Origin of the sequence: Oceanicaulis sp. LC35 (assembly GCF_052055585.1) — a bacterium.
In the GTDB taxonomy this organism is placed as follows: domain Bacteria; phylum Pseudomonadota; class Alphaproteobacteria; order Caulobacterales; family Maricaulaceae; genus Oceanicaulis.
Genome location: NZ_CP170485.1, coordinates 1,281,946 through 1,298,509 on the forward strand (window position 1 = coordinate 1,281,946; position 16,564 = coordinate 1,298,509).

At 61.8% G+C, this 16,564-nt stretch carries 17 protein-coding genes; 12 read left to right on the top strand and 5 right to left on the bottom strand.

Going from position 1 to position 16,564, the window contains the following annotated elements; translation table 11 throughout:
• Window positions 1-34 precede the first annotated feature (34 nt).
• Complete coding sequence (locus ACFELO_RS06040) at window positions 35-718, bottom strand: alpha/beta hydrolase (protein WP_440959646.1); 684 nt, start codon at window positions 716-718, stop codon at window positions 35-37.
• 233 nt (window positions 719-951) lie between these two features.
• Here ACFELO_RS06040 and ACFELO_RS06045 point away from each other — a divergent pair, with 233 nt between their 5' ends.
• From ACFELO_RS06045 to ACFELO_RS06095, 11 genes are all read left to right on the top strand, one after another.
• The gene (locus ACFELO_RS06045; protein ID WP_440959647.1) at window positions 952-1,419 is read left to right on the top strand and encodes an Rrf2 family transcriptional regulator; all 468 of its coding nucleotides are present in this window, start codon (window positions 952-954) and stop codon (window positions 1,417-1,419) included.
• Window positions 1,416-2,555 carry a cysteine desulfurase family protein gene (locus ACFELO_RS06050; protein ID WP_440959648.1) on the top strand — a complete coding sequence of 380 codons (1,140 nt, stop codon included), beginning with the start codon at window positions 1,416-1,418 and terminating at the stop codon, window positions 2,553-2,555. The genes ACFELO_RS06045 and ACFELO_RS06050 overlap by 4 nt, the downstream gene beginning before the upstream one ends.
• Before the next feature lie 21 nt (window positions 2,556-2,576).
• A complete protein-coding gene (gene sufB / locus ACFELO_RS06055) occupies window positions 2,577-4,088 on the top strand; it encodes a Fe-S cluster assembly protein SufB (protein ID WP_440959649.1) in 1,512 nt (503 codons plus the stop codon).
• Window positions 4,089-4,093: 5 nt separating this feature from the next.
• Complete coding sequence (locus ACFELO_RS06060; RefSeq protein ID WP_440959650.1) at window positions 4,094-4,582, top strand: hypothetical protein; 489 nt, start codon at window positions 4,094-4,096, stop codon at window positions 4,580-4,582.
• Window positions 4,583-4,590: 8 nt separating this feature from the next.
• Window positions 4,591-5,229, top strand: coding sequence for a hypothetical protein (locus ACFELO_RS06065; RefSeq protein ID WP_440959651.1), 639 nt, complete (start codon window positions 4,591-4,593; stop codon window positions 5,227-5,229).
• Window positions 5,230-5,331: 102 nt separating this feature from the next.
• Entirely contained in the window at window positions 5,332-6,096 is a 765-nt protein-coding gene (gene sufC, locus ACFELO_RS06070; RefSeq protein ID WP_440959652.1) for a Fe-S cluster assembly ATPase SufC, read from the top strand.
• Window positions 6,096-7,193, top strand: coding sequence for a Fe-S cluster assembly protein SufD (gene sufD, locus ACFELO_RS06075; RefSeq protein WP_440959653.1), 1,098 nt, complete (start codon window positions 6,096-6,098; stop codon window positions 7,191-7,193). The genes sufC and sufD overlap by 1 nt, the downstream gene beginning before the upstream one ends.
• Window positions 7,193-8,434, top strand: a complete 1,242-nt coding sequence (locus ACFELO_RS06080; RefSeq protein ID WP_440959654.1) for a cysteine desulfurase — start codon at window positions 7,193-7,195, stop codon at window positions 8,432-8,434. Before sufD ends, ACFELO_RS06080 begins: the two co-directional genes overlap by 1 nt.
• A gap of 14 nt (window positions 8,435-8,448) precedes the next feature.
• Complete coding sequence (locus tag ACFELO_RS06085) at window positions 8,449-8,907, top strand: SUF system Fe-S cluster assembly protein (RefSeq protein WP_440959900.1); 459 nt, start codon at window positions 8,449-8,451, stop codon at window positions 8,905-8,907.
• A 10-nt stretch (window positions 8,908-8,917) separates the two neighbouring features.
• Window positions 8,918-9,277: a HesB/IscA family protein gene (locus tag ACFELO_RS06090; protein ID WP_440959655.1), complete on the top strand. Its 360-nt coding sequence runs from the start codon at window positions 8,918-8,920 to the stop codon at window positions 9,275-9,277.
• A gap of 76 nt (window positions 9,278-9,353) precedes the next feature.
• Window positions 9,354-9,956 (top strand): glutathione S-transferase, encoded by a 603-nt coding sequence (locus tag ACFELO_RS06095; RefSeq protein WP_440959656.1) that lies wholly within the window; start codon window positions 9,354-9,356, stop codon window positions 9,954-9,956.
• A gap of 62 nt (window positions 9,957-10,018) precedes the next feature.
• On the opposite strand, the gene ACFELO_RS06100 is transcribed toward ACFELO_RS06095, so the two are convergent.
• The 4 genes from ACFELO_RS06100 to ACFELO_RS06115 form a co-directional block, all read right to left on the bottom strand.
• On the bottom strand, window positions 10,019-11,080 hold the full coding sequence (locus ACFELO_RS06100) for a GGDEF domain-containing protein (protein WP_440959657.1): 1,062 nt from the start codon (window positions 11,078-11,080) through the stop codon (window positions 10,019-10,021).
• A 95-nt stretch (window positions 11,081-11,175) separates the two neighbouring features.
• A complete protein-coding gene (locus tag ACFELO_RS06105) occupies window positions 11,176-12,633 on the bottom strand; it encodes a DEAD/DEAH box helicase (RefSeq protein ID WP_440959658.1) in 1,458 nt (485 codons plus the stop codon).
• A gap of 170 nt (window positions 12,634-12,803) precedes the next feature.
• Window positions 12,804-14,075 (bottom strand): amidohydrolase family protein, encoded by a 1,272-nt coding sequence (locus tag ACFELO_RS06110; protein ID WP_440959659.1) that lies wholly within the window; start codon window positions 14,073-14,075, stop codon window positions 12,804-12,806.
• The gene (locus ACFELO_RS06115) at window positions 14,075-15,502 is read right to left on the bottom strand and encodes an amidohydrolase (protein WP_440959660.1); all 1,428 of its coding nucleotides are present in this window, start codon (window positions 15,500-15,502) and stop codon (window positions 14,075-14,077) included. The genes ACFELO_RS06110 and ACFELO_RS06115 overlap by 1 nt, the downstream gene beginning before the upstream one ends.
• A 204-nt stretch (window positions 15,503-15,706) precedes the next feature.
• On the opposite strand from ACFELO_RS06115, the gene ACFELO_RS06120 reads away from it, so the two are divergent.
• Window positions 15,707-16,552, top strand: coding sequence for a penicillin-binding transpeptidase domain-containing protein (locus ACFELO_RS06120; protein WP_440959661.1), 846 nt, complete (start codon window positions 15,707-15,709; stop codon window positions 16,550-16,552).
• The last annotated feature ends 12 nt before the right edge of the window (window positions 16,553-16,564 follow it).

Below are 16,564 nucleotides of genomic sequence, written 5' to 3' on the forward strand. Positions count from 1 at the left end.
TGACCGGGGCTTTTCATGTCGGCTCGGGCGGCGCCTAGCGCTTGCCGGTGCTCGCCATCTCGGAGCGCTCGATTTCCACTTCCGGAAGGCGCTTGTCGAGATAGGTCTTCACGGACGTTTCGAGCGGATCAAGGTGATCGGTGAACAGGTGCCCTGCGCCCTTGATGATGTCGTGGGTGATCACGATGCCTTTCTGGGTGCGCACCTTGCTCATGGCGCGCTCCATCTCATCGTGCGGCACGATGGCGTCAGACTCGCCGTGCGCGATCAGGCCCGAAGCCGGGCAGGGCGCGAGGAAGCTGAAATCATACATGTTGGTCGGCGGAGAGACCGAGATGAAGCCCGCGATCTCCGGACGACGCATCAGAAGCTGCATGGCGATCCAGGCGCCGAAGGAATGCCCGGCCACCCAGCAATAGGAGGCGTTCGGGTTATGCGCCTGGGCCCAGTCGAGCGCCGTCGCGGCGTCAGAGAGTTCGCCCAGACCCTGATCATACGTGCCCTGGCTGCGTCCCACGCCGCGGAAATTGAACCGCAGCACGGAAAAGCCGCGCGCCTTGAACTCGTCATACATCATGGTGGTGACCGGCGTGTCCATATGACCGCCGCCACGCGGGTGCGCGTGAAGGATCAGCGCGACGGGCGCGCCAGGGGTCTTGGAGGGGCTGTATTTGCCTTCAAGGCGGCCGGCCGGGCCGGGAATGATAACGTCGGGCATGGAAGGATTACGGGTCCTGCTGCAATTTCCCTAGCTCTGCACTCAGGAATTGATTTCCAGGTGGTGCAAGGAGTATGGGAAAACCAAGTCCTAATACTTGACTCTCGCGCTAGGGATATTAGCTCCCTGATACGCGATCGATGTGAGACAAACGGGTCGGCCTCATAGCACAGCCGGGCCGCATAATGCGAGCGCGCCGCGCTTATTTGTTCGGGTTAGCCAAGGAAATTGTCATGAAGCTGAGCACCAAGGGGCGTTACGCAGTGATGGCCATGGTCGATCTGGCCCAGGCCAGCCTTGAGAAACCCGTGCCCCTGGGCGACATCGCCTCGCGTCAGGAAATCTCGCTCTCCTACCTCGAACAATTGTTCGCAAAGCTGCGCCGCGCAGGCGTGGTCAAATCCGTGCGCGGTCCGGGCGGCGGCTACAAGCTGGCGCGCCCGCTCAAGGAAACCCGTATCGCCGACATCATGCTGGCGGTTGAAGAGCCGGTGGATGTGACCCGCTGTCAGGGCAAGGCGAAGGGCTGTCTGGAAAGCGGTCGCCGCTGTATCACTCACGATCTGTGGGATGAGCTGAGCCGCCATATCCATCTCTTCCTCAATGATGTGACGCTGGAAGACGTGCTGGAGCGCCGTGTCATGGGCATGTCCATGCGGCGCCGGACAGGTGACGCCCAGCTGGAGGCGGCGGCGGAGTGACGGTCTATCTCGACCATAACGCGACCGCTCCGGTCCGGCCTGAGGCCCGCGACGCCGTGATGGCGGCGCTGGAGGCTGTGGGCAATCCGTCCTCGGTCCACGGGCCGGGGCGGGCGGCGCGCGCCCGGGTCGAGGCCGCGCGCAGCGTGATCGCGAAAAAGATCTGCGCGCGGGCGGAAGACCTTGTCTTCACCTCGGGCGGCACTGAAGCGAACAATCTGGGCCTCAAGGCCGGGATCGCCGCCGGCGCGACCCGTGTCATCGTCTCGGCGATTGAGCATGATGCAGTTGGCGCAGCAGCGCAGACGCTGGGCGTTCCTTGTGAAGTCTGGCCAGTTCTGAAGTCCGGTCAGGCGGATCTCGATTGGCTCAAAGATCGCCTTCAACGCGCTGAAACAGAAGGTGAAACGCCGATCCTGTTTGCGTTGATGGCGGCCAATAACGAGACCGGCGTGATCCAGCCCTATTCGCAAGCGGGCCTGATGATCCGTGAGGCAGGCCATCTCTATCACATCGACGCCGTGCAAATGCTGGGCAAGGCCGGGTTTGATTTCGCCGGTTCGTTTGCGCATTTCGCCGCTTTCTCCTCCCACAAGCTCGGCGGACCCCAAGGCGTGGGCGCTCTGGCGGTGGCCTGTGAAGCCGGTGTGGCGCCGCAACTGATCGGCGGCGGACAGGAAAAGAACCGTCGTGCGGGCACCGAGAATGTCGCCGGGATCGCCGGGTTCGGTGCAGCGGCGTCTGTTGCGGGCGAAGACAAAGAACTGAGCCAGATCAAGGCTTTGCGTGATGATCTGCAAGCGCGGCTGAAGGCGGGTGCGCCCGAAATCCCCATTTGGGGCGAAGACGCAGACCGGCTGGACAACACCTTGTGTCTGTCTGCGCCGGGCTGGCCGAGTGAAATTCAGGTTATAGCGCTTGATCTCAATGGCTTCGCCGTGAGCGCCGGCTCGGCCTGCTCATCGGGCAAGGTGCGTAAATCCAAAGTGCTCGAAGCCATGGGCGCGTCGGCGGCGGATGCGGAAAGCGCGCTGCGCATTTCGCTGGGCTGGACGACGACGCAAGACGATATCGAGGCGTTCGCGAACGCCTGGCTGTATGAATATACCCGTCTGCGCCCTCGCGCTGCGGTTTGAGACTGAAGAAGGAAGCGGCTTATGCCTGCGGTCAAGGAAACCATCGAAGACGTACGTCAGCTTGAATCTGACAAGTACAAGTACGGCTTCACCACCGAGATCGAGCAAGAGCGCGCGCCCAAGGGTTTGAGCGAAGACACCGTGCGCTTCATCTCGGCGAAGAAGGGCGAGCCGGAATGGCTGCTGGAATGGCGCCTGGAAGCGTTCAAGCGCTGGACCCAGATGAAGGAGCCGGACTGGGCCAAGGTCGGTTATCCGCCCATCGACTATCAGGATGCGTACTATTACGCCGCGCCGAAAGATGCCGCCAAATACAAGAGCCTGGACGAAGTTCCTCAGGAGCTGCTGGATACCTACAAGAAGCTCGGCATTCCGCTGAAAGAGGCCGAGGTTCTGTTGGGCGTTGAAGGCGCTGACGCGAGCGCCGCCGAAGCGCGCAATGAAAGCTCACAGCGCAAGGTGGCCGTGGATGCGGTGTTTGACTCCGTCTCTGTGGCGACGACCTTCAAGGAAGAGCTCAAAAAGGCCGGCGTGATCTTCATGCCGATCTCGGAAGCCGTTCACGAGCATCCCGAGCTGATCAAGAAGTATCTCGGCTCGGTCGTGCCGGTGACCGACAATTTCTTCGCTACGCTCAATAGCGCGGTCTTCTCGGACGGCTCGTTCGTCTATGTGCCCAAGGGCGTGCGCTGCCCGATGGAGCTGTCCACCTATTTCCGGATCAACGCCGAAGGCACCGGCCAGTTTGAACGCACGCTGATCGTCGCGGATGAGGGCGCATACGTGTCCTATCTCGAAGGCTGCACCGCGCCCATGCGCGACGAGAACCAGCTGCACGCCGCCGTGGTGGAGCTGGTGGCGCTTGATGACGCCGAGATCAAATACTCCACGGTGCAGAACTGGTGGCCGGGCGATGCGGACGGCAAGGGCGGGGTCTACAACTTCGTCACCAAGCGCGCCGACTGCCGGGGCCGCAATTCCAAAGTGAGCTGGACCCAGGTCGAGACCGGCTCCGCGATCACCTGGAAATATCCGTCCTGCGTTCTGAAGGGCGATAACAGCCAGGGCGAGTTCTACTCCATCGCCGTGACCAATGGCCGTCAGCAGGCTGATACCGGCACCAAGATGATCCATCTGGGGCGCAATACGAAGTCGCGCATCATTTCCAAGGGCATTTCGGCGGGCAAATCCGACCAGACCTATCGCGGGCTCGTCTCCGTGCATGGCAAGGCTGAAGGCGCGCGCAATTTCACCCAGTGTGACAGCCTGCTGATCGGTGATACCTGCGGCGCACACACCGTGCCCTATATCGAATGCAAGACGCCCAAGGCGACGCTGGAGCATGAGGCGACGACCTCCAAGCTCTCCGAGGAACAGCTCTTCTATGCGCGTCAGCGGGGTCTGGATGAAGAAAGCGCCGTGGCGCTCCTGGTGAACGGCTTCTGCCGCGAAGTGCTGCAGGAGCTGCCCATGGAATTCGCTGTGGAAGCCCAGGCCCTCCTGAAAGTCTCGCTCGAGGGGAGTGTGGGGTGAAGCCAGTGAATGAGATCGTCCAGGATTTCGTTGTTCCCTTGATAAGCGATGAGGGCTCTGTGCTGGCGGGGTCTCATCTAAATCGAGATGGGTTGGACTATTCAGAGGACTCTTTGAAGTTTATCGATGCTTATCTAGGTAAGCTTCATCTGAAGCAGGTAAGACCAAAATTCTTTAGTAAACCAGTTTCAGAGCAAGAAGGTTTCGATCTCACAGTCATCCGTACAGGTGCTTATGTCGGTGAGGTCTTAAGGCGCTCTAGCGATATAGATTACAACTGGTTTTCTTTTAAAGAGTGGATTCAAGAAAACCCTGAGAACAAACAATTGCTGGGTGCTGCGCCGACGCCTTCAACAGTTTTTGTTTTGTCAGGAAATGGAAGCACTCTTTTCCCCTTGGCCAAGGTCGAGAAGGCTATCTTGAATGGTCCAGAGGATAACGTGAGCGCCTTTGTGCGAGTTCTGAAGGTGCCGCTGCAAGGGAGTGTGGAGTGATACGTCTGATGCCTTTCCCATTGCTTGGCTGCGTCTCTCTGAGCGCCATGCTTCTAGCGGCTTGCAGTGAGGCGGCGGCGCCGTCTGTGGCGCAACCCGGCGCCCGTCTCGCCATGTGCGGCGAAGGCCTCGCGGAAGGCTGCGTGCAGCTGGTCACCGATACGACGGGCCTGATCTATTCCGTGACCGAGGGCGGTTATGAGTTCCGCGTTCTCGCGATCGAAGACGGCGCGGAGCTGCAGCGCTTCGGCGAAGAGCATGGCAACGCCGTGTCCGGCCCGTCGCTTGAAGACCTTGATCAGGACGGCGATCTGGAGCTGATCGTTCCGGACTTCACCGGCACTGTGAACACGGTCTATCGCATCTGGCAGCAGGTCAGCGACGAGCGTTTTGAACCTGCAGGCGAGGTGAGCGGGTTTGATCTGACGCCGGACGTGCAGACGGGTCTGATCGGCATTTCCTCCCGCGGCTCGGCGGTTCAGTACAGCTACACCACCTATGTGTTCACCGAGGACGGGCTGGTGCTCGTCTATCAACTCGATACCGATTACGCCGACGCTGCCTGTGTGCTGACGCAAGGACCGGCTTTTGAAGCCTCAGGCCATGATGCGGACCTGTTGCTGAATGCCTGCGAGGCGGAGCTTTAGGGCGAGACGAATTGCGCGCGCTTTTCTGCGCTGCGCCTGAACGATAAAGGGTTCGAGCCGGCCTCCCTCTCATGCGCCGGCGCGACGATAAGGAAGACGACCATGTTGGTGATTGAAAACCTGCAAGCGCGCGTGGATGCGGAAGACGGCGACGGCCGCCAGATCCTCAAAGGCGTAAGCCTGAAAGTCCCTGCGGGTGAAGTCCACGCGATCATGGGGCCCAATGGCTGTGGCAAGTCCACCCTGTCCTATGTGCTCTCGGGCCGTGACGGTTATGAGATCACTGGCGGCTCCATGAGCTTTGACGGTCAGGACCTCGCCGAGATGGAGCCTGAAGAGCGCGCCGCGGCGGGTGTCTTCCTGTCCTTCCAGTACCCGGTTGAAATTCCCGGCGTTCCGACCCTGACCTTCGTCAAGGAAGCGCTGAACGCCCAGAAGCGCCTGCGCGGCGAGGAGGAAGTCCCGGCGCCGGCTTTCATGAAGCTGGCGCGTGAAGCTGCGGCTCAACTCGGCATCAGCAATGACATGCTCAAGCGCCCGGTAAATGTGGGCTTTTCGGGTGGTGAGAAGAAGCGCATGGAGATTTTCCAGGCGCTGATGCTGCAGCCCAAATTCCTCATCCTCGACGAGACGGATTCCGGCCTCGATATCGATGCGCTGAAGGTGGTCGCAGAGGGCGTTAACGCCCTGCGCAATGAAGAGCGCGGGATGCTGGTGATCACCCACTATCAGCGCCTGCTCGATTACCTCAAACCTGATGTCGTCCATGTGATGGCGGCGGGCCGTATCCAGGAAACCGGCGGGCCTGAGCTGGCGCTCAAGCTCGAAAAAGAGGGCTATGACAAATACGCAGGCGAGGCCGCGTAATGACGGTTGCGCTCAAACTCACCGAGATGGAGACGGCGCTGATTGATCAGCTGCCGTCTGATGCGCCTTTGCGCGCTGTCCTCTCCGAACAGGGCTTGCCCCATCGCCGGGTGGAAGACTGGAAGTGGACCGATCTTCGTACTGTGGTGGGCAAGCTGCCCGCTGATCTGGGCGTTCTGACCTTCACCATTTCGCGCGAGCCGGACGGCTGGGCCGAGCAGGATGAAGAGCCGAGCCTGCTGATGCCGCGCCTCGCTTCCGCACTTGGCGAAGACATTCAGGTCTATACGCTGGAAGACGGTGAACGTCTGGAGCTGGGCATTGAAGCCAGCTCCGGCGTCTCCAACCAGCAAGTGCTGGTGCTGGTGCCTGAAGGCGTGAAAGCCGAGCTGGTTGAGAGCTATGCGGTCGAGGCTGACGGTTTCGCCAATCTGACTCTCGTCATCGTGGTGATGCCGGGCGCCGAGCTGGATCGTGTGATCGAGCAGCACGCGTCTCCGGATGCGGCGCTGGTCGTGACGAGCCTCATTGATCTGGCGCCGGGCGCAAAGCTGAACCAGACGACGCTTGGCTTCGGGGCGAAACTGGCCCGGCTTGAAACCCATGTCAGCCATGCCGGCGAGGGCGCCGAGCTGCAGCTTGACGGCGCCTATGTGCTGGATGAGGGCCTGCATCTCGATCAGACCTCTGTGGTGCGCCATGAAGGCCCGAACGGCGTGACGAAAGAGCTGTTCAAGGGCGCCGCGGCCAAAGGCGCGAAGGGCGTCTTTCAGGGCAAGGTGCATGTGGAGCAGGCGGCCCAGAAGACCGATGCCCAGATGCAGCATCGCGGCCTGCTGCTGGACGAGAAGGCCGAGATCGACGCCAAGCCCGAGCTTGAGATCTACGCCGACGACGTGGTCTGCGCCCATGGCAATGCTTTTGGCGCGCTGGATGAGGATGCGCTCTTCTATATGCGCCAGCGCGGCATTCCCGATTACAAGGCGCGCGCTCTTCTCACTCAGAGCTTCCTGGCGGAACCGATTGAACGCGTGCGTGATCAAGAAGACCGTGAGCGCCTGATGGCCCGCCTGATGACGGCTCTGGAGGCGCTGTGATGACCGCAGAGCTGAAAACCGCGAGCGGGCTGGATGTGGCGGCGATCCGCAGCCAGTTCCCGATCCTGACGCGCGAAGTGAATGGCAAGCCGCTCGTCTATCTCGACAGCGCGGCGTCGGCTCAAAAGCCCGAAGCGGTGATCGAGGCGGTGGCGAATGTCTGGCGGCATTCCTACGCCAATGTTCACCGGGGCCTGCACACGCTCGCCAATGAAGCCACCGAGGCCTTCGAGGCGAGCCGGGGCAAGCTGGCGTGTTTTCTGGGCGCGGCCTCGCCGGACCAGATCGTCTTCACCCGCGGCGCGACCGAGGCGATCAATCTGGTGGCCGACAGCTTTGGCGCAACCCTGAAGGAAGGCGATGAGATCATCGTCAGCCAGATGGAGCATCATTCCAACATCGTGCCCTGGCACTTCCTGCGCGAACGCAAGGGCGTGGTCCTGAAATGGGCTCCGGTGACCGGTGAGGGCGCGCTCGACATGGCGGCGTTTGACAGCCTTCTGACCGAGCGCACGAAGATGGTGGCCATCACCCACATGTCCAATGTGATGGGCACGGTTTCTCCGGTTGAGGCCATCGTTGAGAAGGCGCATGCGGTCGACGCAGCGGTGCTGATCGACGGGTCTCAGGGCGCGGTACACATGCCGGTGGATGTGCAGGCTCTGGGCTGTGATTTCTATGTGGTCACCGGGCACAAGCTCTATGGCCCCAATGGCGTCGGTGCGCTCTATGCGGCGGGCGATTGGCTGGATCGGCTACGGCCCTATCAGGGTGGTGGCGAGATGATCGCCGAAGTGCGCGAGGACGGCGTCGTCTACGCCGACGTGCCGCACAAGTTCGAAGCCGGCACCCCGGTCATCGCCGAGGTGATCGGGCTGGGCGCGGCGCTCGACTGGCTTTCCGGCCTCGACCGCATCGCGCTCATGGAGCACGAGCGCCAGCTGATGGACCGGTTCGAGGCGGGGCTCGCGGACTTTGACGGCCTGACCATTCTGGGGCGTACCCAGGACAAGGGCGCCATCACCTCCTTCAGCCTGGACGGCGCGCATCCGCACGATCTGGCGCAATTGATGGACAAGTATGGCGTCGCTGTTCGGGCCGGGCACCATTGCGCCCATCCGCTGATGCAACGCTTTGGCGTTGTAGGCACCGTGCGCGCCAGCTTCGCCGCCTATAACACCGCGGCCGATGTGGACGCCGCGCTCGATGCATTGCGAAAAGCCAAGAGCTTTCTCATCTAGAGGTCATGATGAGCATGGATACTGAAAACAAGGCCGAGGCGCGCGACGTGCTGGATCTGGGAGCCGCCCCGTCCATGACAGAGGACAGGCCGGTCGAGACCGCGGCGGCGTCAGCTCAGCCTGCGGATGCGGAACCCAAGCCGGAGCTTGATATTCCCCCGGAAGAGATCGAACGCATCACCCATGATGTGATCGAGGCGCTCAAAACCGTGTTTGACCCCGAAATCCCGGTCGACATCTACGAGCTGGGCCTGATCTACCAGGTCGATCTGGAGCCCGATAACATCCTGAAGGTGGAAATGACCCTGACCGCGCCGGGCTGCCCGGTGGCGGGCGAAATGCCGGGCTGGGTTCGTGACGCCTGCGAGACCGTGAACGGCGTGGATCGCGCCGATGTTACGCTGACCTTTGATCCGCCCTGGTCGCCGGACCGGATGTCGGACGAAGCCAAGCTGACGCTGAACATGTTCTGAGGAGCCGATCATGGCCCGACAAAGACCCAAGGCTGTCACCCTGACCGAAGCCGCCGCCGAGCGCGTCAAGAAGCTCATGGCGGACCGCGATGCGGGCTATCTGCGCGTCGGAGTCAAGAATGGCGGCTGCGCCGGCATGGAATACGTCATGGATTACGTCGCCGAACCCGATCCGCTGGACGAGCGGGTCGAGGATCAGGGCGTGGAAATCGTGGTGGACGCCAAGTCCCTGTTATTCCTGCTGGGCGCGCAGATCGACTATGAGGTCACTCCGCTTCACGCCAAATTCGTGTTCCGCAATCCCAACGAGACCGATGCCTGCGGTTGTGGCGAGAGTGTGACTCTCGTACCTGCACAACTGGCGGACTAGCGCTCAGCCTGCGACCAAAGCTTGCCTTTCTCAGGGACGCACGGCCTCATGCCGGTTCTGATGGAGGACTGGTGCTGTGAAACTCTTTGTGTCGCCGACCTCGCCCTATGCACGCAAATGCCGGGCGCTGATCATCGAGAAAAGCCTGGAGCACAAGATCGAGGTGATCGAGTGCGATCCGCGCAGTGATCCGGTCGAGCTTCTGGAAGCCAACCCGCTCGGCAAGGTTCCGGCTCTGTCCCGGGAAGGGGCTCCGGCGCTGATGGATTCGCCGCTGATTTGCGAATTCATCGACAGCCTGGATGATGAGAACTGGATCCCCAAGCGCGGAGCAAGCCGCATTCTGGTTCTGCGCCAGCAGGCTTTGGCTGATGGTCTGATCGATCTGACCATTGGACGCCGGATCGAGATGCAGCGGGACGCCGACAAGCAATGGGATTTCTGGTCAGAGCGTTGGGAGCGCGGCATTCGCCGGACGCTCGACACACTCTACGCGGATCGCGGCCAGTATGAGCGCTCGGTTGATCTGGGCGCGCTGAGTGTCGCTGTCGCGCTTCACTATCTCGACTTGCGCTACGCCGAGTTTGATTGGCGTTCCGCGTATCCGGAGCTAGGAGAGTTCGCCGCCCGCTGGGATCAGCGCGCCAGTTTCGAGCAGACACGCCCGCCTGCAGCCTGATCGGGATAACAAAAAAGCCCTCATCCGCGGATGAGGGCTTTTTTCTGGCTGATCGTTGAGGATCAGGCGGCGGCTGTGCCGCGCCCCGTGCTCATGTCCGCGCCATCAACCGTGACACGGTTCCGGCCTTTCTGCTTGGACTTGTACAGATTGGCGTCACACCGTTCGATCAGGCATTCAACGACTTCAGAGGGGCGGAATTGCGAGACGCCCATCGAGATCGTGATATTGCCCAGATCCTCATTGGTGGATTTGCGCAGAAGGCGTTTGCTCTCAACGACCTGACGGATTTTCTCAGCCACGTTGGCAGCGTCCTGCAAGGACGTGTTCGGCATCACGATGCCGAATTCCTCACCGCCATAGCGCGCCACCACATGATGATCGGAGGCGTAACGGGTCAGGCAGGCGGAAACGAACCGGATGATCTGGTCGCCCGTCTGGTGTCCCCAGGTGTCGTTGAAGCGTTTGAAGTGGTCGATATCGCACAGCACCAGAGAGAACGGCGTTCCGGTCAGGTCCGCGTCCCGTCGCGACTTGCGCATGGCTTCATCAAACCGTTTGCGGTTGGCGACGCCGGTCAGGGCGTCGGTCATCGCTTCCTCGCGCACTTTTTCAAGATTGCTGCGAAGCTGGTTCACTTCCTGGCTGGTTTCCTGCAGACGGCGTTCCAGATCGCGCGAGCGGCGCTGCATGCGCGCCGTAGCCGCGACAAGGCCTTCAACCATTTGCTTGATAGCGCTGGCGTCCGTCACCTTGTCGAGACGACCTGTTGCGCCGGCCAGTTCCGCGCCATAGGCGGCGGTGTCCCGTTCAGCAGCTTGCAGCGTCTGGACCACAGAGCCCAGCTCACGGCTCATTGCGCCTCCAGCGTCCAGAACTGCGCTCTGGATGCGCTTGAAGCTGAAATGCGTGTCGTAGAGATCTTCAAGGAGCTCGGAGGACATCGGCTCATCCCGATCCAGATGTCCCTGAATGACCGAACACAAGGACGGTATCGTATCAGACACATATGCGGTGAAAATCGCATAGTTGTGCGGCGTGGGCACCAGCCCGAGACTAGCCATCAAATCAAGCGCTTTGCGCCCGATCTCGATACCTTCAGCAGCGTGTAGACGACCGTTCAAGACGAACCCCTGACCTTGGACCGCTATTCTGCGGTTCTTGGCGGGAACTATCGCATCTGAATCGAAAGATCGGGTAAACGCGTCGCAGATTTTGCCTAGGGAAGCGCCGGACGGAGCAAAAATTCCGGTACGTGATCACCAAAGCCGACCGGGCTGAGATCGCGCTCGTGGCGGTCATAACGGTCTTTCCGGTCCTGACGAGAAGAGCGCTCATTGCGGGCAGGGCGTTCTTTACGTTCAGTTTTTTCCGGCGCCGGGGCGCGTTCGGAAACCGTTTCCGCCTTGGGGGCGTCTGCGGCGGGCGCTTCGGCTTCAGGCTTGTTACGCGACCGTGAACGGCGGCGAGATTTCGGTTTCTCTTCAGAGCTCGCAGTTTTGGGCTCTTCAGACGCAGGCGCGGCGGCTTCAGCAGGCGCAGGCTGTGCCTTGCCATCGAGTTTGAGCTCGGCGGGCTCCTGGCCGATCAGCTTGACCACCTTGGCCAGGGCCTTGTTGTCCTCGGAAGAGACCAGCGTGACCGCTTCACCCTTCTGGCCTGCACGGCCGGTGCGACCGATGCGGTGCACATAGTCGTCAGCGTTACGCGGAATGTCGACGTTGAACACATGGCTCACGGCCGGAATGTCGAGACCGCGGGCCGCGACGTCAGATGCGACCAGAAGACGCAGTTCGCCGGATTTGAATTCGGCAAGGGTCTTCATGCGCTGGTTCTGATCCAGATCCCCGTGGATGGGGGCTGCCGAGAAACCGTGGCGCTGCAGAGAGCGCGCGACAATATCCACATCGCGTTTGCGATTGCAGAAAATGATGCCGTTCTTCACGCCGTCGCGGTTGATGGCGTCGCGCAGGGCTTCACGTTTGGTGCGCGCCTGATTGTCGGAAACGCGGACGATGTACTGGGTGATGGTGTCCGCCGTCTGTGCCGGGCGCGCCACTTCAACCCGCTCGGGATCGCGCAGGAAGGTGTCGACCAGATGCTTGATCTCCGACGGCATGGTCGCGGAGAAGAACAGGGTCTGACGACGCGGCGGCAGCAGCTTCAGAATGCGTTCGATATCAGGGATGAAGCCCATGTCGAGCATGCGGTCGGCTTCGTCGATCACGAGGATCTCGACACCGGTCAGCAGGAGACCGCCGCGTTCGAAATGGTCCAGCAGACGTCCCGGGGTCGCGATCAGAATGTCAGCGCCCTGATCCAGGATTTTCTTCTGGGGTTCAAACGAGACGCCGCCGATCAGCAGGGCCATATTGAGCTTGTGGTTCTTGGCGTAGAGCTTGACGTTGTCCGCCACCTGCGCCGCCAGTTCCCGCGTCGGCGCCAGCACCAGAGAGCGCGGCATGCGGGCGCGGGCGCGGCCGCGCGACAGGCGCTCGATCATCGGCAGGGTAAAGGATGCGGTCTTGCCGGTGCCGGTCTGGGCGATGCCCAGAACATCCCGCCCGGTGAGCGCAACCGGAATGGCGCCCTCCTGGATCGGAGTGGGCTTTTCGTAACCGGCGTCAGCAATAGCTGACAGGAGTGCGGGGCTCAGCCCGAGGTCTTCAAACGTCATGCGCCTCTGAAGTCGCTTATCGGTCAGGATCGGGATCGATCCTGTCTAACCGGCGCCAGCTCATCCGGCGCAATTGCGTGGCGCGAACATAAAAGGCCGGCGCGCGCTGTCAACGCGGCCGGCCCTTTTCTGTGACTTAATCGCCAGTGTGTGGCGTTTAAGGGACGCGATCAGTGCTCGTAGGCGTACTCGTGATCGTTTTGCAGCTCCGCGTAGCGGTCCCGCAAGCGGGTCTGACGGGTTTCAAGGCTTTGAACCTCGCCATTGATGACGACGCTGGTGGGCGCGCTCATGACTTCGAGCGGATCGCCATCCCAGACCACAACATCAGCCGTATAGCCTGTCGCCAGGGCGCCAAACCGGTCGCCCACGCCGTAGATTTCAGCCGGCGTCAGGGTGATCGCCCGGAAGGCGTCGTCCCAGTCCGCGCCATGCGCGACGGCGATGCCGGCGTGCTGGGCGAGGAGACGCGGGTTGAAATAGAGGTCGGATCCCAGCGTGGTGTAGGCCAGCTGGACTCCCGCCTCATGCAGGATCGACGCGCTTTCATTGGTGGTCGCCAGGGTGTCAAAGCTGTCGGGCAGATTGCGCATCGGGTCGATGATGACCGGAATGCCGGCATCCGCCAGCTCATCCGCCACCAGATGCGCTTCACCGCCGCCTGCGATGATCACGCGGATGGCCGGATACTGCTCGGCGAAGGCGATGGCGCGCCGGATGTCCGCCGCCCGGTCCATCAGCATGACCAGCGGAATTTCGCCCCGTACCGCGCCCACAAGCGCCGCCGCGTCATAGCGGTCAATCGCATCGCCTTCATGGTGGGACATGAAGCGGCCCGGATAGAAGCGCGCATCCTCGATGGCGGCGCGCAAAAAGGCCCAGGCTGCGGTGCGGGACCCGCCCGCGGTGCGACCGCCGGATTGCGACATGTCAACCAGCATGAACTGGCGCGTGGCGAACAGGCTGTCAGGAGACCCCGATGCATCCGCCAGAGCGCCGCGACCGGCCAGAATGGCTGAGCCGGTGGCGGGATGAACCGCAAACCGGGTCACGCCTTCAAGGCGGGCGGACGCGATATGGGTGCCGGACGGGTTGAAGCCGTCCGCCACATCAATCGCCGCGGTGAAGCTGCTTTCGTCTGCAGCGTCATCATGGGTGGAGGGCTCGGCGCCCACCTCGATCAGCCCGAGTTGGGTCTGCGGGTGGAACAGGCCCGGCGTGATCCAGCCGCCTTCGGCGTCGATGACTTCCGCACCTTCGGGAATGGTGATGTCAGAGCCGACATCGACGATGGCGCCGTCACGCACCACTACGGCGCCATTCTGGATGACGCCGGCGCTGGTGTTGGTGACCACGCGGCCATTGTTGATGACGAGCGTCTGGGCGCTGGCGGGCGCGACAACGGCGGCGGCCAGCAGAAGCGAGGTCAGGAGCTTTTTCATCAGTAGTCTCCTTCACCAGGTTGGCCGAGCATGAAGTCGCGCACGGTGCGACGCTCGGGATCAGCGCGGTCAAACATCAGCGCGCCGTCGATATAGACATTGTCCGCCAGAGCGTAGCTGGAGAACGGATGGCCGGACCACAGGACGAGATCGGCGCGTTTGCCTTCCTCGATCGAGCCAGTCTGGTCGAAAATGCCGAGCGCGCGGGCCGGGTTCGAGGTGAACCAGCTCACAGCGTCCGCGTCAGAAATATCAAGACCCATGCGGCGACCATCAGAGAGCGCCTTGGCGACCTCGTGATTGAGGCGCTGGATGCCCAGATCGGAATCCGAGTGGATCATGGCGCAGGCGCCGCCCGAATGCGTGAGCGGCAGGTTTTCGCGGATGGAATCATAGGCTTCCATCTTGAACCCGCCCCAGTCGGCCCAGACGGCGGCGCAGGTGTTGTGCTCGGCCAGAATGTCGGGGATTTTGTAGGCTTCCACAGCGTGGTGGAAGGTCGTCACCTGATAGCCGAACTCGTCCGCCATATCGAGGATCTGGACCATTTCGTCCGCGCGGTAGCAGTGCATCTGCACCAGAATCTCGCCGTCGAGCACGCCCATCAGCGTATCGAGCTCGAGATTGCGAGTGGGCGGCGAGACGTCTTCGCCGTTTTCGGCCGCTTCCCAATAGTCATTCCAGGACCGGCGGTACTCCACAGCGCGCTGCCAGGCTTCACGATAGCCGGCGACATTGCCCATGCGGGATCCGGGCGCGCGGCCCTGATTGCCGTAAACCCGCTTGGGGTTTTCGCCACACGCCATCTTCAGCGTGTAGGGCGCGTCCGGGAATTTCATCCCCTGCACAGAGCGCGAGGGCACATTGCGCAGGGTCACGCCGCGACCGCCAAACAGGTTCGCGGAACCGGGCAGGATGTGCAGCGTGGTCACGCCAGAGGCGAGGGCGGTGTCAAACCCGGGGTCCTGCGGCCAGAGGCCATGCTCGGCCCAGACTTCAGCGGTGACCGGCGCGGTGACCTCGTTGCCATCCTGGTGTGCGTTCACAGACGGGGACGGATAGACGCCCAGATGGGAGTGAATGTCGACAACCCCCGGCGTGATGAATCGGCCTTCGGCGTCAATCACGCTTGCGCCTTCAGGGGCGGTGAGGCCCGCGCCGATGGCTGCGATGCGACCATTCTCGATCAGGATGTCGGTGTTTTCCAGCTCGCCGCCGACACCGTCAAATACGGTTGCGCCGGTAATGAGCGTGACGCCGGACGGAACCGGCTCATAGGTGCTCGGGAACGGATTGGCGTCATAGCGGACCACGTCCACATCGCCGGTCTGCCCCGATCCTGTACCAGTGTCGTTTGAGCACGCAGCGAGGCCGAAAACGGACAAGGCCGCTATCGACGCGCCGAGCGTCTTCAGTGTTCTGTGCACGGAACTCTCCCCTTATTGTCGCGCCGGTCGCGAGGCGCGGATCGCGAAGCGCGCAGACTGGCTTAATTTGAAGGGGTGAGGGAAGGGGTTACTTGATAACGTGTGATGGAGAAGCGCCCTCAATCCACCAATGGCGCCATTTCCGCCCTGTCTTCGCCTTTTTGCCCTGTGATGGGTGACGGGCTTCATACAAGGGACGCACCGATGAAATCTGTATCACTGGGCCTGGCCCTGACCTTCGCCCTGATCAGCACGTCGCCTCTTCAGGCGCGGTATGAGTCCGCCGAGATCGTGCTCAGCCGCGCCGCCCATGCGCAGTCGATCGGCGATCGACAGGTCAGCTTCATTGCGCGCGATCTGGAAACCGGCACGAGCTATGTGCTTGAAGGCAGTGAGCCGGACCGTCGCCGCGGTCCGTGGTCTACTTTCAAGATTCCCAATCTCGTCATTGCGCTGGAAACAGGAGCCGCCGAGAGCCTTGATACGGAGCTGCCCTGGGATTCCGAGGCGCGTCCTCCCGCCGGATACTGGCCCGAAGACTGGCGGCAGGATCAAACCCTCAGAACCGCATTCACTCGCTCTGCCGCCTGGGCGTTTCAGGATCTGGCGGTGCAGATCGGTTCAGACACCTATCAGGACCTTCTGCCGGCCTGGGCCTATGGCGATGCTGAAGTCGCTGACGGATCGGATAAATTCTGGCTCGATCACACGCTGGAAATCTCACCGCGTGAGCAGATCAGTTTTCTTGAGCATCTGCTGAACCGGGAACTGGGTGTCAGCGAGGACAGCCTGGCCGCGCTCAATGAGGTGTCACTGGCCGGCCAACGCCCTGATGGCGAGCTGCATGGCAAAACCGGCGCGGGCCCTGTGGTGTTGTCTGATCAGGATGGGCGCTATGAGGGTTGGTATGTCGGCTATCTGGTCCGCGAGACCAGGGCTCCGATCGTCTTTGCCCTGCATGCGGAAGCCTCAAGCTTCAATGGCATCCGGACTTTCCGCCGGGAGATGGCGGAAGAGATCCTGTTTGATGTCACAGCTCTGGCGGACTGAAACATGAGGGCG

Bases quoted from the DNA above. Each gene is read 5' to 3' on its own strand.
- ACFELO_RS06045 (WP_440959647.1), top strand. From the start codon at position 952: ATGAAGCTGAGCACCAAGGGGCGTTACGCAGTGATGGCCATGGTCGAT.
- ACFELO_RS06085 (WP_440959900.1), top strand. From the start codon at position 8,449: ATGGATACTGAAAACAAGGCCGAGGCGCGCGACGTGCTGGATCTGGGA.
- sufB (WP_440959649.1), top strand. From the start codon at position 2,577: ATGCCTGCGGTCAAGGAAACCATCGAAGACGTACGTCAGCTTGAATCT.
- sufC (WP_440959652.1), top strand. From the start codon at position 5,332: ATGTTGGTGATTGAAAACCTGCAAGCGCGCGTGGATGCGGAAGACGGC.
- ACFELO_RS06080 (WP_440959654.1), top strand. From the start codon at position 7,193: ATGACCGCAGAGCTGAAAACCGCGAGCGGGCTGGATGTGGCGGCGATC.
- ACFELO_RS06090 (WP_440959655.1), top strand. From the start codon at position 8,918: ATGGCCCGACAAAGACCCAAGGCTGTCACCCTGACCGAAGCCGCCGCC.
- ACFELO_RS06120 (WP_440959661.1), top strand. From the start codon at position 15,707: ATGAAATCTGTATCACTGGGCCTGGCCCTGACCTTCGCCCTGATCAGC.
- ACFELO_RS06105 (WP_440959658.1), bottom strand. From the start codon at position 12,633: ATGACGTTTGAAGACCTCGGGCTGAGCCCCGCACTCCTGTCAGCTATT.
- ACFELO_RS06040 (WP_440959646.1), bottom strand. From the start codon at position 718: ATGCCCGACGTTATCATTCCCGGCCCGGCCGGCCGCCTTGAAGGCAAA.
- sufD (WP_440959653.1), top strand. From the start codon at position 6,096: ATGACGGTTGCGCTCAAACTCACCGAGATGGAGACGGCGCTGATTGAT.
- ACFELO_RS06110 (WP_440959659.1), bottom strand. From the start codon at position 14,075: ATGAAAAAGCTCCTGACCTCGCTTCTGCTGGCCGCCGCCGTTGTCGCG.
- ACFELO_RS06065 (WP_440959651.1), top strand. From the start codon at position 4,591: ATGCCTTTCCCATTGCTTGGCTGCGTCTCTCTGAGCGCCATGCTTCTA.